Consider the following 14,452-nt stretch of genomic DNA (forward strand, 5'->3'; position numbering starts at 1 on the left):
GGCTCGCCTGTCGTGGGGCGGTGATGCCCGTCGACAGGCCCTGGCCGCGGGCAGGTGGGCACGACATCACGCCACGGTGACCGACTTGGCGAGGTTGCGGGGCCGATCGACGTCGTGGCCGAGTTCGAGTGCGGCGTGGTAGGCCAGCAGTTGCAGCGGAACGGTGAGCAGGACGGGATCCAGTTCGGGTTCGCTCTTCGGCACGTCGATGCGCCGCACGTCGAGGCCGCCCACGTCCACGCCCGGGTGGGTCACCACGAGCAACCGCCCGCCCCGGGCGGCGATCTCGTGCAGAGCGGCCACGTTGCGCCCGAGCAGTTCGTCGTCCGGCACGACGGCCACGGTCGGCAGGTCCGGGGAGACCAGGGCCAGCGGGCCGTGCTTGAGTTCACTGCTCTGGTAGGCCTCGGCGTGGCGGTAGGTGATCTCCTTGAACTTCTGCGCCCCCTCCCGAGCCACGGGGTAGCCGCGGACCCTGCCGATGAACAAGAGGCTGCTCGCCAGCGACAGTTCCTCGGCGTGGCCGGCGATCTCCCCCTCGTCGTCGAGGATCCGCTGGATCTGGTCGGGAATCCGGCCCAGCGCCTCGACGAGGCGCTGCCCGTCGGCGATGGACAGGTCGCGAACACGTCCCAGGTCCAGTGCGAGCAAGGCGAACGCGAGGGCCATGTTCGTCAGCGCCTTGGTCGAGGCGACCGACACCTCGGGCCCGGCGTGCAGGTAGATCCCGCCGTCGCAGGCTCGGGCGACCGACGACCCGACGACGTTCACCAGGCCCACCACCTGCCCGCCCCGCCGTCTGATCTCCTCCACGGCGAAGAGGGTGTCCACGGTCTCCCCGGACTGGCTCACGGCGACGTACAGGGTCGTCGGCTCGACGACCGGATCGCGGTACCGGAACTCCGAGGCGGCCTCCGCGTCAGCCGGCACCCGAGCCAGCTCCTCGATCATCTGGGCCCCGACCTGCCCGACGTAGTACGACGAGCCGCAACCGATGACCTTGACGCGCCGGATCGCGCGCAGGGCCCGCGCGTCCAGGTTCAGCCCGTCCAGCCGGGCGGTGCCCAGCCGGCTGTCGAGGCGACCGCGCAACACGTCCCGGGCCGCGGCCGGTTGCTCGAGGAACTCCTTGCGCATGTGGTGCCCTTGGCCGTCGAGCTCCCGGTGTCCGGACCGCCCGTCCACGCGGACCGGCGGTCGTGACGTGGTCACGCCGTCGCGGGTGAAGGTCCGCAGCCCCGAGGCCGTGACCGTGGCGAACTCACCGTCCTCGAGGTGGACCACCGAGGTGGTGTGCCGGACGATCGCGGCCAGGTCGCTGGCCACGAAGGTTTCACCGTCCCCGAGGCCGACGATCAGCGGGGAACCGTTGCGGGCCAGCACGAGGCGGTCCGGACGGCGGTCGTCGACCACCGCGAGCCCGTAGGTTCCCTCGACCCGCGCCAGGGCGTCGAGCACCGCCTCCTCGAGGCTGCCCGCCGGGGACCGGGCGACGAGGTGGGCGATGAGGTGGGCGAGGACCTCGGTGTCGGTGTCGGACGTGAACTCGACGCCCGCGGCGGCGAGCTCTGCGCGCAGCGGCGCGGCGTTGTCGATGATCCCGTTGTGGACGACGGCGACGTGCCCGTCCTGGGACCGGTGCGGATGGGCGTTCTCCCGGGTCGCCGGCCCGTGCGTCGCCCAGCGGGTGTGCCCGATGCCCACCGCGCCCGAGAACTCCTCGGGCAGGGTCCGGCGCAGGTTCTCCACGGGCCCGACGCTGCGGCGCGACCGCATCCGGCCGCCGTCGAGGACGGCGATCCCGGCCGAGTCGTAGCCGCGGTACTCCAGCCGGCTCAATCCGTCCAACACCACAGGAGCGGCGCCCTGCGGTCCTGCGTAACCCACGATTCCGCACACGGGCGGTCCTCCTCGAACGAGTAGCGGTGCGCCTCGCCGGCGTGCTGGAGCTCACCGGGGGCGTCCGCCGAGCATGGACGCTGGGGCTGAAGCGTTCCTGTGCCGACGCTTTCCCGAACCCCGCACGCCCCTGCGGGGAACCGTGGGCACCACGCGAACGGCCGCCGGGAACGACGATCGGCGAGCGGGAGATCACGCTCAGTAGCGGCACGGGAGTTCCTCCGCCCACGCACAGCATCCTCCTGAAGCGCCGTTGTTCCGTGGGACCCACCACGGCCCGGGACTGCGGGCCGCACGAACCCCAGGATGAGATCTTGTCGAAACACCGCGAACCGCCTGAGTACGACTACGCCGCGTACGCTCGGCTGGCGGGGCCGCTGCGCGAGCCGCCACCGGGTCCGTACGTGGTCCAGTACCAGAACCTGCTGCGCCGCGACCGTCGGCGCGTCGCCGCCTCCGCCCTGCTGGGCGCCGCGTTCGTCCTGCAGGTGACGTTCCTCGCGTGGTTGCTGCGGCCGGACCACTGGCCGGCGGACACCGGCACCTGGCTGTACTGGCTCGGGCTCGTGCTGGTCGCCTTCGTCGGGATCGTCGAAGGCCTGCGGCTGATCAACGTCGTCATGCTGGTGCGCAACACCGCCGCGCTCACCGACCCGGTCCCGGTCCGTCCCGAACGGGGAAGTCGCGTGGCGTTCGTCACGACCATCGTGCCCGGCAAGGAACCGGTCGAGATGGCCGAGAAGACGCTGCTGGCGGCCAAGCGGATCCGGCACGACGGCACCCTGGACATCTGGCTGCTGGACGAGGGGAACGACCCCGAGGTCCGCGCCATGTGCGCCCGCGTCGGTGTCCGCCACTTCAGCCGGCACGGGATCGCCCAGTGGAACCAGGCCAGCGGCCGGCACCGCCGCAAGACCAAGCACGGCAACTACAACGCCTGGTTCGACGAGCACGGCCACGACTACGACTTCTGGATCTCCGTCGACACCGACCACGTGCCGCACCCCGAGTTCGCCGAGCGCCTGCTGGGCTACTTCCGCGATCCGGACGTCGCCTTCGTCGTCGGCCCGCAGGTCTACGGCCAGAACTACGACAACTTCGTCACCAAGGCGAGCGAATCGCAGCAGTTCCTGTTCCACGGTGTCCTGCAGCGGTCGGCGAACCGTTGGGGCGTGCCGATGTTCGTGGGCACCAACAACGCCGTCAGGTTGTCGGCGCTGCGCCAGATCGGCGGCCTGGCCGATTCCATCACCGAGGACGCGGCCACCTCGATGGTCTGGCACACCAGCCGCAACCGCCTCACCGGCCGGCGCTGGAAGTCGGTGTACACCCCTGACGTCCTGGCCGTGGGCGAAGGCCCGGCCAGCTGGTCGGACTACTTCACCCAGCAGAACCGCTGGTCGCGCGGCACCGACGAGGTGATGGTCCGCGACTACTGGAGGTTCGCACGCAAGCTCGGCCCGCGCCGCGCGCTGCACTACTTCCTGCTGATGTCCTACTACCCCAGCGCGGCCATCACCTGGGTCCTGGGCGTCGTGAACCTCTGCGCGTACCTGCTCACCGGCGCCAGCGGCGTCCAGGTCGCCGCCAGCACCTGGATGGTCCTGTACGTGAACGCGGCCGTCATGCAGGCCGGCATCTACTTCTGGAACCGCCGCTACAACGTCAGCCCGCACGAGGAGGCGCACAGCACCGGCGTCGTCGGGATGCTCGTGTCCATCTTCTGCGCGCCCATGTACGTGGTGGCCCTCGTCGACGCCGTCCGCAACCGGACGGTCCCCTTCGCGGTCACCCCCAAGGGCTCCGAGTCCCTCGGCGACCGCTGGGTCGTCTTCCGCCAGCACCTGCTGTGGGGCGCGGTGCTCGTGGCCTGCCTCATCGCCTCCTTCCCGCTGCACCACGACTACCCGGCCATGCGGCTGTGGACGGCCCTCGACATCGCCGTCTGCCTCGCACCGGTGGTCATCTGGCAGGTCACGACCCGCTACCGCCGCGCCACGGCCCGCACCGCGGCCGCCCTGCCGGCGACCCGACCAGCCGTACCCGTGTCCGTGCCCACCAAGACCATCGTCCTGCCCGACACCCGGACCGCCGGACAGCGCGTGGAGGCTCCCCGGTGAACCGCACCCAGGTCCTGCACCTGCGCAACCTCCTGCTGCTGGGCTGCACCGGCGTCCTGCTGGCGGGAGTGGACTACCACGGAGTCAGCACGTGGCTGCAGAACCTCTCGTGAGGCGGCGGTTCCTCGCGCTGGCCGCCGCGGGGGCCGCCGGCCTGCTCGCCGCGTGCACCGGAACCGGTTCCGCGGGAGCCGGCACCACCACGGCGTCCACCGGCGACACGGTCTCCAACCCGCTGCAGGGGATGAGCTTCCACGTCCTGCCCGACTCCCCCGCCGCACTGCAGGTGGCGCAGTGGCAGGCCACCGGGGACAGCACCGACGCGGCGAACGCCGAGCAGTTGTCGGTCGTCGCGCAGGCACCGGTGGCCACCTGGTTCTCCGGGCAGCACACCGACCCGCAGGCCGCCGCCGAGGAACTGACCACGGCCGCGCAGAGCGCCGGTCAGGTGCCGATCATCGTGGCCTACAACATCCCCGGCCGCGACGCCGGTTCCTACTCCGCCGGAGGCGCCGCCGACGCCGACGCCTACGCGACGTGGGTGGCGCAGGTCGCCGCCGGCATCGGGGACCGCCCGGCGGTCGTCGTCGTCGAACCGGACGCCGTCGCCCACGCCGTGGACGGCACGGCCGGCACGACCTCGGCGGAGGAGCGGTACGCCATGCTCGCCTCGGCGGTGGGGACCTTCTCGGCCCTGTCGGCCACGAACGTGTACCTGGATGCGGGCAACTCGGCGTGGATCACCGACCTGGACGCGCTGTCGCAGGCCCTGTGGGCCTCCGGCATCGACGACGCGGACGGGTTCTCGCTGAACGTCTCGAACTTCCAGACCACCGCCGACAGCCTCGCCTACGGGAAGGAACTGTCGACCTGGCTGGACGGTGCCCGGTTCGTCGTCGACACCAGCCGCAACGGCGCCGGGGCGGTCTCGAAGAGCGAGGACGCCGACGCCTGGTGCAACCCGCCGTCGGCGCGCATCGGCACCACCCCGACGACCACGACCGGCAGCGCCCTGGCCGACGCCTACCTGTGGGTGAAGGAACCCGGCGTCTCCGACGGGGACTGCCGCGACGGCGCACCGGCCGCCGGTGAGTGGTGGGCCGAGTACGCCCTCGTCCTCACCTCCGACGCCTGAGACACCCACGACCACCACGGCACCGCGATGCCCCGCGGCGCCGCACCTGTTCCACCTGCGACGCCCGAACACCCGAACACCCGAACCACGAGGAGAAGCACCGTGAACACCACCCCGCGCAGCGTCCTGGCCGTCGGCGCCCACCCCGACGACATCGAGATGGGTTGCGGCGGGACGCTGGCCCGTCACGCGGCCTCCGGTGACCGCGTCACCATGCTGGTCATCACCTACGGCCAGGCCGGCCCCGGCGACGTGCGCGCGCGCATGCGCGAGCAGCAGGACGCCAGCGCCACCCTCGGCGCGGACCTGGTGTGGGGGCACCTGCCCGACGGGAAGGTGTCCAACCACGAACTCGACCTGGTGCACCTCATCGAGTCCACCATCCGCGAGGTCCGCGCCGACGTCGTCTACACCCACGGGGTCGAGGACACCCACCAGGACCACCGGGCCGTCGCCCTGGCCACGCTGGGTGCGGCCCGGCACTGCCGTCAGGTCCTCACCTACGAATCCCCCAGCAGTTACGGCTTCCGCCCCCACGTGTTCGTCGACGTGAGCTCCGCGCTGGACAAGAAGGCCGACGCGCTGCGCTGCCACCGCAGCCAGGTCGCGGACTCGCGGATGGTCGACCTCGACGTGCTGCACCACCAGGCCGGGTACCGAGGTTTCCAGTCCCGCGTCGGGACCGCGGAGGCCTTCGTCCCGCACCGCCTGGTCCTGGAGGTGTGAGGGTGCCTCGTCGCCTCGTCCCCGGCCCTCTCCTCCCGGTCGCCCCACCCCGTGACGGCTCGCGCTCGACGGTGCTGACGACCGGGGCGGTCGCCGCCTGCGCCGTGCTGGCCGCCGCGCCGGGCACCTTCGGCCTGGCCGGCCGCCGCCCGTTCGCCTGGACGGTGCCGTTCCGGGTACCGGTCGGCGCGGGCCTGGCCGCCCTGGCGGTCGCGTCCGGCGTCGCGGGTCTGCGGTGGCGGCGGGCCCTGCCCTGCGCCGCGGTGCTGGGCGCCGTCGCCGCACGTTCCCTGGCGACGACGTTCTCCCGCGGTCTGGCCTGCGGTGACCTGCCGTCCGCCCGGCCCGGCGACGTCACCGTCCTGGCCGCGAACGTCTTCAGGGCGCAGGCCGATCCGGTGGCGCTGACCCGGCTGGCGCTGGAGAGCCGCGCCGACGTCGTCTCGATGCCCGAGACCAGCCCCGCACTGGCCCAGGACGTCGCCACCCGCCTCGAGAGCGCCACCGGCGCAAGGATGCAGGTCTTCTACGCCGCGGACGGCGGCGGGTACGGGTTCGGCACGGCCCTGCTGATCTCCGAGCGCCTGGGCGGGTACCGCGCCACGGGACAGCTGGCCGGGGGCGACTCGGCGGTGGTGACCGCCGAGCCGGTCGACGGCCGCGGGCCGGTCCTGGCCGCGGCGCACACCGCCGCACCGGTTCCCGGGCTGGTGCGGCAGTGGCGCCGGGAGGTCCGGGCCGTCGTGGACTGGTGCGCCGCGACCCCGGGCGCCATCGTCGCCGGCGACCTCAACGCGACGCTGGACCACCCGGACCTGCAGTTGCGGGGCTCCTGCGTCGACGCCGGGCAGCAGGTGGGCACCGGCGCCCGCGGCACCTGGCCCTCGACGCTGCCCGCGGTGCTCGGCGCGACGATCGACCACGCCCTGGCCGACGGGAACCGCTGGCGCCCGGTCGGTGCCCGCGTCGCCGACCTGCCCGGCAGCGACCACCGGGCGCTGCTGTCGCGCTGGCGACCGGTCGCCTGATCCCGGGACCGGTGGCGTTCCGGGCGATCCGCCGCGTCCGCCGGTCGTCGCGGAACAGTAGTCTCCGGTGCGGTGAGCCGGAACCCGACCGACCGGTGGCAGCCACAGCCCGGGACCCCCTGGCAGTGGCAGTTGTCCGGAGAGCTCGACCTGACTGTCGACGTGCCGGTCTACGACGTCGACTGGGAGGTTCCGCGCGGTGTCGTCGACCGGTTGCACGCGGACGGGCGCCGGGTCATCGGCTACCTCAGCGTCGGTACCGCGGAGGAGTACCGCTCGGACGTCGGTGGGTTTCCCGCCGAGGTCGTCGGTGCCGCTCTGGGGGACTGGCCCGACGAGCGCTGGCTGGACGTGCGGCGCATCGACCTGCTCGCCACCGTCCTCCTGCGTCGTCTGGACGTGTGCCGCGAGAAGGGTTTCGACGCGGTCGAGCCGGACAACGTCGACGCCTGGACCCACCAGACGGGGTTTCCGCTGACCGCCGAGGATCAGCTGAGGTTCAACCGGTGGATCGCCGGGGCCGCCCACGATCGCGGTCTGGCGGTGGGCTTGAAGAACGACGTGGCGCAGGCCGCCGACCTGGTGGACGACTTCGACTTCGCGGTGAACGAGGAGTGCCTGCGCTTCTCCGAGTGCCGGGCGCTGGATCCCTTCGTGGCGGCCGGCAAGGCCGTCTTGCACGTGGAGTACGGCATGAGCCCGACGAAGTTCGGCAGGACTGCGCCAGTGCGGGGGTTCTCCTCGATGCTCAAGAACAGGCGGCTGGACGCCTACCGTGTCACTCATCCCGGCGGGTAATCACTCTGTGTGCTGAGTATTGAACTCGCCGTCGCCACGTCGGTGAGCATCGAACAGCTCTGAGTAAACCCTTCCGTTCGGTGAACTTTCCAGCACTGGTCGGCTACCGTTCCAGCGGAACCGCGTGTTCCTCAGGAAAGCGCACGAAGGGGTTGTCATGACCAGGAGTCGCTGGTGGCGTCGGGGCGAGGTGGCCGTCGGCGGTGGTGAGGAGCTGCGCCGGGAGGTGGAGCGCCTCACCCAGGAGAACATGCGGCTGCGCTTGGAACAGCAGCGACCGCAGAGTCTGAGCGAGGTCACCGCGAAGTTGCGCGAGACGCTGCCGCAGATGCCGGCCGGTCAGGAGACGCTGGAGTCCCAGGACGAGGCGTACCACGTGTTGGCCGAGATCGAGACGATGCGCCGTTCGCTGATCGACGTCCTCGACGCCCTCGCGGTGGCCACTGCGCAGATGCGCCGGCAGTTGTCCGAGGGAGTACCGCTGGCCGAGATCGACCGCCGCGTCACCGACCGTCGCCGGCCGCGTGGGGCGCACGTCGCCGAAGCCGATCCGCTCGTCGTCAGTTCCCAGGTCGTCGTCCCCCAGGCCGACGCCGTCCGCGCCGTGGTCGCCGACGCCCAGGCGGTGGTCGCCGACGCGGAAGCAGCCGTGGTCGGCGCCGATCACGGCCCGCAGGGTCTGCCCGTCGCGGACGCGAGGACTTGACGCCGTCGCTGCCCCGGTGGTTCACCCTGCGTGGTGGACGACGTCCGGAGCCCGTCGCTGAACCCCTCGCCGAACTCCTCGCCGAGCCGGCCGGCGAACCCGCCGCCGAGCCCGTCGCCGAACCCGTCGTGGCGCCGGGGAGCGGGCGGACGCGCCGGGACCTCCGCGTCCTGCTGCTGGCCGGCGCCGACGACGACCCCACCACACGGGCCTGGCGCGCGACGCTGGAACGCACCGGCACCGAGCACGACGTGCTGCGCCCCGGGGCGGACTCCCCCTTGCGCGCGCAGGACCTGGTCCGCGAGGACGATCCCGACCACGGCCGCTACCACGCGGTCGTCGTCGGCACCGACACCTCCACGTTCTGGACCAGCCTGCCCGTGCTCGCCGACTACCGGCGCCGCTTCGGCGTGCGGCAACTGGCCGCCTTCGAGTTCCCGCGCCCGGAAGCCGGCCTGGACGACGCGGAAGGCCGCAGCACCGGCGGGTCGCTGGCCCGGGTCACGGCCGCGGGCGCCGAAACCTTCGGCTACCTGCGCGGGCGGTTCCGGCTGAGCCCTGGCAGCTACGGGTACCGGGCCGACGTCGTGGCGCCTGACCGGTTCACCACGCTCGTGCAGACCGAGGACGGCGACCCCGTCGTCGGGGTGGTCGAGCACGGCGACGGACGGCAGGACTGCGTGGTCCTGGTCAACCACGACGAGTGGATGCTGCACGGACTGCTGCTGGCCCGGGGGCTGCTGGCCTGGGTCACCGGGGGCGTGCACTGCGGGCTGGACCGCTACCGGCTGGCCTGCCACGTCGACGACGTGCTGCTGGCCAACGCCCTGACCCGCGAGGAGAACGGCACCGTGCCGTCAGGGCCCGCGCTGGTCCGGATGGACCCGCAGGACGTCGACGCGCTGCTGGACTGGCAGTCCACCCGGGGTTTCGTCCTGGACCTGGCCTACAACGGGTTCGGTGCGGCTCCGGAGGATCCGCTGACGCTGGCGCTGCTGCGGCACGCGGACCGGTTCCGCTGGATCAACCACACCTGGAGCCACCTGGACCTGGACCCGATGGCCGAGCCGGAACTGCACGAGGAGATCACCGCGAACCAGCGGTGGGCCACCTCGGTCGACCTGCCCACCAGCACCACCGCGCTGGTCACCGGCGTGCACTCGGGCCTGGCCAACCCGGCGCTGCCCGCGGTCCTGCACGCGGCCGGCATCACGGCGATCGCCGAAGACGCGTCCCTGCCGACGCACGGCGCCTGCATCGGGCCGGCCACGACGGTGCCCCGGCACCCGACGAACATCTACACCCACGTCAGCCGGTGGGCCGACCTGCTGGCCGACTACAACCGCCAGTACGCCGCACAAGGCGTGCACGCCGCGACGGTCGAGGACTTCGTGGACGCCGAGGCGGCGATCGTGCTGCGGCACGTCCTGACCAACGATCCGCGGCCGTTGTTCGCCCACCAGTCCAACCTGGCCCAGGACCGGATCCTGCTGACGTTCCTCGGGCACGTCCTGGACCTCCTCCGGGAGCACCTGGCCGACGGGGTCGAGGTGGTCAACGAGTCCATGGACGACCTGGCCCGGGAACTGCACCGCCGAGCGCGCTGGCAGCACGCGCGCTGCGCGAGGCAGGTGAGCGCGGTGCTGAGCGGCGACGTCCTGGAACTGAGCACGACGAGTGAGGTGGAGGTTCCGTTGACGGTTCCGGTCGGCAGCCACTGCACCGACCGCGCCGAGCCGGTCGGGACCTCCTACGCCGGGTCCTGCTCGGGGTGGATCGCGCTGCGCGCCGGACAGGTCCTGCAGATCACCCTCCCGCCGGCGCGGACCGCATGAAGCCGCGGCGACGGGTGCTCCTGCTGACCGAGGGCACCTACCCGTTCGTGATGGGCGGGGTGAGCACGTGGTGCGACCTGCTGGTGCGCGGTCTGCCCGACCTGGACTGGGAGGTGTTCGCCTTCACCGGCGGTGAGGTGGACCAGCCGGTCTTCGAGCTGCCCGCGCAGGCCCGGCTGGCCGGCCGCCTGCACCTGTGGGGCAGCCAGCGGACCCCCCGGCGGCTGATCTCCGCACGACGCGGCCGGTCCGGCAACCGCGTGGAGCTGGCCGGGGAACTGGTCGAGGGCCTGCTGGGCTGGTCCTCGGACCCGCTGGCGGTCGTCGAGGCGCTGGTGTGGTGCCGCCAGCACCCCGACCGCCTGGTTCCGACGTTCCGGGACGAGGCGACCTGGCACCACTACACGGTGGCGCTCTCGCGCGTGCTGGACGGCTCGGACGGCGGAGGTTTCCCGGCCCCGGTGTTCGACCTGTCCCGGGCCGTCGACCTGTACCAGACGGCGTTCTGGCTGGCCCGGGCCGCGGCCGAACCGACCCCCGGAGCGGAGGTGTCGCTGGTGACGGCGGCGGCCTGGTGCAGCCTGCCCGCGGCGGTCGACAAGGCGCTGCACGGGCGGCCGGTCGTGCTGTCCGAGCACGGCCTGTACGTGCGCGAGAGCTACCTGGCCGCGGTGCGGTCCTCCGACGCGCCCGCCGCGCGGTTCCTGAACACCCGGCTGGCCCGGGGCCTGTCGCGGCTGACGTACGCGATCTCGGACGTCGTGGCGCCGGTGTCGGCGGCCAACGCGGCCTGGGAGGAGGCCCTGGGCACCGATCCGGAGCGCATCGTGGTCATCCCCAACGGGATCGCCGTCCCCGGCTCGCCGCAACCGGCGCCGCGGACACGGACGGTCGTCTCCGTCGGGCGGCTGGACCCGCTGAAGGACGTGCGGACGATGCTGCGGGTGGCCGCGGCCGTGCGCCGCCGGGTGCCCGACGTGACCTTCCTGCACTACGGCCCGGTCTCACCGGGACAGGACGACTACGCCCACGGCTGCCTGGCCCTGCACCACGAACTGGGGCTCGGGAACTCCTTCCGGTTCATGGGGCCGACGAAGGATCCGACGGGGGTGGTGCGCGAGGCCGACGTCGTCCTGATGACCAGCATCTCCGAGGGTTTCCCGATGTCGGTGCTGGAGGCGCTGTCCCAGGCGCGGCCAGTGGTCACGACGCTGGTGGGCGGGGTGCTGGACGCCGTGCGCGGTGCGGGGATGACCGCGCCGCCCGGTGACGTGCACGGGCTGGCCGACGCGGTGGTCACGCTGCTGACCGACACCGAGCTGGCCGAACGACTGGGGGCGCGGGGCCACCGGCGGGTGGGCCGGTTGTTCCCCCAGCAGCGGTGCCTGGACGGGTACGACCTCCTGCTGCGAGCTCTCGCCGAGCAGGACGGGAACCCCGTGGTGGTGGGACGAGGAGGAGCCGGACAGTGAGGATCACCGCCGAGCAGGCCGCGGCGCGGGTGCGCGCCGGACTGGGTCGAGAACCGCAGGACGCGCTGGAGGCCAGCGTCGTGCTGGAGGCCTGGGGAGGCCTGACCGCGCGGACCGCGCTGCCGTTGGCCACCTCGGTGGCCGCGAACCGCCGCCCGGGGCAGGACGAGCGGTCCTCCCGCCGCGCCCGCGGCGACGTCAGCGAGGAATCCACGCGCGAGGTGCTCGGCCTCATCGCCACCCTGCTGGCCACGACCCTGTGGGTGGCCCCCCTGGCACAGGCGTTCGGCACGGACCGGACCGCACAGGCGTGGCAGCTGGCCCTGCCGGTCAGCCTGGGGTTGCAGTGGTTCCTGCGCCGCCGCTACCTGACGGACCCGCACGGCCTGGGACGGATGCGCGCGGACCGGCCGGTCGTCCTGGGAGCCGGCGCCTTCTCGGCCGCCACCACGCTGGGCATGGTGGCCGACCCCGCGCTCGTCCTGCCTGCCGCGCTCGTCGTGACCTGGGTGGGTGGCCTGCTCGTCGTCGTGCGCGGCTGGGGGGTTCCCTACGCCGTCGCCCTGCTGGCGGCGACCGGGGCGTTGCAGCTGGGGGTGCCGGTGCGGCTGGACGTCCTGCTCGTGCTGGTCCTGACACAGCTGGCCGTGGGGTTCGCGCTGGTCACCTCTGCCGTCTCGACGCGGCCACCGACCTCCTGGCCGCGGTCGCTGGCCGCGGGCCTGATCGGCGGGACGACCGCGCTGCTCATCGTGTTCGACCCCACGGTGGAGTGGTCCAGCTGGCGGCCGTTCCCCGTCGTCGCGCTCATCCCCTCCCTGCTGGGCACCGTGTGGGCCAGCCGGCACCTGAACCGGATCTGGACGGTACTGCTCGACGCGCTGGCCTCCACGCACTTCGGGGACCGCCGCAGCAGCCGGCGCAGCCGGCGGGTGTTCGGGGGCATCATCGCCGGCGCGTTCGGCCGGCTGGTGCTGATGACCGCAGTCGTCTCGGTGGGGGTCTTCCTCCTCGTGCAGCCGGGCGCGACATCGGGAAGCAGCGTGGTCCTCCTGCTGCTGGGCCTGGGGTGCTTCGGGATCGTGAGCTTCCTGGCCGCGCTGCTGGAGTCGTTCTCCCGTCTGCTCTCGGCCGGCGCGGTGGTGGCGGTGGCGGTGCTGGTGTCGTTGGCGACGGTGGCCGGGCTGCTGCCGTGGCCGGGGCCGCCACTGCTGGCCGCAGCCGTCGCGGCGTTGGTGGCGGCGGTGGTCCCGGTCGGGCGGCTGGTCAGCCAGCCCGACCGGACGCTGGCCACGATGTTCTAGTCCCGATCCCCCGCGGAGCACCTCACCCGCAGGCACTCCGCGGGTGGAGCGCCTGGACTCGGGACCGAGCAGGGCCCTGTGGCCCTGGTGGTCCGTCGCCGGTGCACGGCCCGGGCGGGATCGTGGTCGTCCCGGCGGTGGCTGCCCTGCCGACATCCTGCGCCTGCCGCGGGGCTGCTGGACGCGGTGGTGGACAGGACTGCCCGATCCAGCCGCTGGTCACCTCCGTGCCCACCGATCGAGCATCGTGACCGGTCACACCACGTCCCGGTGACGGCACGTGATCCGCCGCGCACGGACCAGTTTGTAGCGCGGGGCCACCACGCGCCCGCACGTACCGCAACGGCACCTCCACGGCGCATCGTTGCCGGGGAACGGCTCCAGGGGGACGAGGCCGAGAGCCCGCACGATCCGCGAAGCGGCATCCGGATCCACGTCACGGACGGCGCAGAACCGGCACCCCGGGCCGCCGCGCAGCACCTCACGCAGCGTGGGGCTGCTCTCCCGGCCGCAGGCGACGCACCGGCACAACCAGCCACCCTCGGGGCCGGGAGAGCGCCGGACGGGCACCAGACCGGCCTGCTGCAGCAGCAGGGCAGCCTGCTCCGGTGCGACGTCGGTCCCGGCGTCCTCGCCGTCCAGGGGCCGGTCGGGCGGGGCCTGGGTCCACAGGGCCGGTCCCGCCGGCGGTGACTGCGGATGGGCGCCGAGGCGAGGAGGTCGACGGGTCAGGTCGATGACCTTCGCGGGTGCTGCGCCAGGGGTGCGGGCCTGACGGGACTCCACGCCGGACTCCGGGCTGGGCTCCACGCCGGGTGCGACGGAGGCGTCGGCCGGCCCGACGGTGGGGTTCGCGAGCGCCGGGCCGGCGGTGACCTCGGGCAGCGGCGGGCTGGCGTGCTGGGTGTCGTCACCGGCCATGTCCTGCTCCCTGGCTCCTGCGCCTGCCCCTGAGGCTCCTCCAACGCCGGGGCCTCACACAAGCTACCCTCCGGCCGAGGGCCGTCCACTCCCCTGCGCTCGCCCGCCACGCGAGCCGGCGGGCTCGGGCGACGTCGCGCGGGAGCACGAAGGCCTCCGGGTGGCGGTGCGGTTCCTCAGCGGGTTCCGCACCTCACTCGGAGGCCTTCTTCGTCTCACGGACCAGTGCTCACAGGGCTACCCCGGCGTGGCGGCGGTTCCTCAGCGCCCTGGGTTGCCGGCTGCCCCGGACGTCAGCGCGCGCCGGCGGCGTTGCGGGCCGGGGCCTCGGCCGCGACCGCGGCCAGGGCCTGGCGTTCGGCGGCGACGTTGGCCGCGCGGCGCGAGGCCGGGTTGGTCTCGGCGGTGAGCAGGGCGGCGACCAGGCCGATGAGGCCGTAGACGCTGAACAGCACCGCCGGTCCCTGCCAGCCGAAGCTGCCGTAGAGGCTGACCGCCCAGAAGGCGG

General features: G+C 73.1%; 11 protein-coding genes and 1 pseudogene. 9 read left to right on the forward strand and 3 right to left on the reverse strand.

Features of this window, described 5'->3' with window-relative positions; all coding sequences use genetic code 11:
• Positions 1-66: 66 nt before the first annotated feature.
• On the reverse strand, positions 67-1,899 hold the full coding sequence (glmS, locus tag ACRYR2_RS19185; RefSeq protein WP_432564483.1) for a glutamine--fructose-6-phosphate transaminase (isomerizing): 1,833 nt from the start codon (positions 1,897-1,899) through the stop codon (positions 67-69).
• Positions 1,900-2,213: 314 nt separating this feature from the next.
• Between glmS and ACRYR2_RS19190 the strand changes: the two genes are divergently transcribed.
• The 9 genes from ACRYR2_RS19190 to ACRYR2_RS19230 all read left to right on the forward strand — a co-directional run bounded on the left by ACRYR2_RS19190 (position 2,214) and on the right by ACRYR2_RS19230 (position 13,023).
• Positions 2,214-4,019: a glycosyltransferase family 2 protein gene (locus ACRYR2_RS19190; RefSeq protein WP_432564484.1), complete on the forward strand. Its 1,806-nt coding sequence runs from the start codon at positions 2,214-2,216 to the stop codon at positions 4,017-4,019.
• 91 nt (positions 4,020-4,110) lie between these two features.
• Entirely contained in the window at positions 4,111-5,154 is a 1,044-nt protein-coding gene (locus ACRYR2_RS19195) for a glycoside hydrolase family 6 protein (protein ID WP_432564485.1), read from the forward strand.
• Between the two features lie 102 nt (positions 5,155-5,256).
• Positions 5,257-5,880, forward strand: a complete 624-nt coding sequence (locus ACRYR2_RS19200) for a PIG-L deacetylase family protein (RefSeq protein ID WP_432564486.1) — start codon at positions 5,257-5,259, stop codon at positions 5,878-5,880.
• 2 nt (positions 5,881-5,882) lie between these two features.
• Positions 5,883-6,908: an endonuclease/exonuclease/phosphatase family protein gene (locus ACRYR2_RS19205; protein WP_432564487.1), complete on the forward strand. Its 1,026-nt coding sequence runs from the start codon at positions 5,883-5,885 to the stop codon at positions 6,906-6,908.
• A gap of 72 nt (positions 6,909-6,980) precedes the next feature.
• Positions 6,981-7,706 carry an endo alpha-1,4 polygalactosaminidase gene (locus ACRYR2_RS19210; protein ID WP_432564488.1) on the forward strand — a complete coding sequence of 242 codons (726 nt, stop codon included), beginning with the start codon at positions 6,981-6,983 and terminating at the stop codon, positions 7,704-7,706.
• A gap of 157 nt (positions 7,707-7,863) precedes the next feature.
• Positions 7,864-8,412, forward strand: coding sequence for a hypothetical protein (locus tag ACRYR2_RS19215; RefSeq protein ID WP_432564489.1), 549 nt, complete (start codon positions 7,864-7,866; stop codon positions 8,410-8,412).
• Positions 8,409-10,247 (forward strand): Agd3-related carbohydrate deacetylase, encoded by a 1,839-nt coding sequence (locus tag ACRYR2_RS19220; protein ID WP_432564490.1) that lies wholly within the window; start codon positions 8,409-8,411, stop codon positions 10,245-10,247. The genes ACRYR2_RS19215 and ACRYR2_RS19220 overlap by 4 nt, the downstream gene beginning before the upstream one ends.
• A gap of 14 nt (positions 10,248-10,261) precedes the next feature.
• Positions 10,262-11,719: a GT4 family glycosyltransferase PelF gene (gene pelF / locus ACRYR2_RS19225; RefSeq protein WP_432564491.1), complete on the forward strand. Its 1,458-nt coding sequence runs from the start codon at positions 10,262-10,264 to the stop codon at positions 11,717-11,719.
• Positions 11,716-13,023: a hypothetical protein gene (locus ACRYR2_RS19230; protein ID WP_432564492.1), complete on the forward strand. Its 1,308-nt coding sequence runs from the start codon at positions 11,716-11,718 to the stop codon at positions 13,021-13,023. Before pelF ends, ACRYR2_RS19230 begins: the two co-directional genes overlap by 4 nt.
• A 255-nt stretch (positions 13,024-13,278) precedes the next feature.
• On the opposite strand, the gene ACRYR2_RS19235 is transcribed toward ACRYR2_RS19230, so the two are convergent.
• Both ACRYR2_RS19235 and ACRYR2_RS19240 read right to left on the reverse strand, forming a co-directional pair.
• Positions 13,279-13,944 carry a flagellar biosynthesis protein FlhF gene (locus ACRYR2_RS19235; RefSeq protein ID WP_432564493.1) on the reverse strand — a complete coding sequence of 222 codons (666 nt, stop codon included), beginning with the start codon at positions 13,942-13,944 and terminating at the stop codon, positions 13,279-13,281.
• Between the two features lie 293 nt (positions 13,945-14,237).
• Positions 14,238-14,452 (reverse strand): annotated as a pseudogene (locus ACRYR2_RS19240) (MFS transporter); the annotation flags it as partial.

It is taken from the genome of Kineococcus deserti, assembly GCF_050871945.1.
In the GTDB taxonomy this organism is placed as follows: domain Bacteria; phylum Actinomycetota; class Actinomycetes; order Actinomycetales; family Kineococcaceae; genus Kineococcus.

Excerpts from the sequence above, each read along its gene's own strand:
- ACRYR2_RS19215 (WP_432564489.1), top strand. The coding sequence starts at position 7,864 with ATGACCAGGAGTCGCTGGTGGCGTCGGGGCGAGGTGGCCGTCGGCGGT.
- ACRYR2_RS19235 (WP_432564493.1), bottom strand. The coding sequence starts at position 13,944 with ATGGCCGGTGACGACACCCAGCACGCCAGCCCGCCGCTGCCCGAGGTC.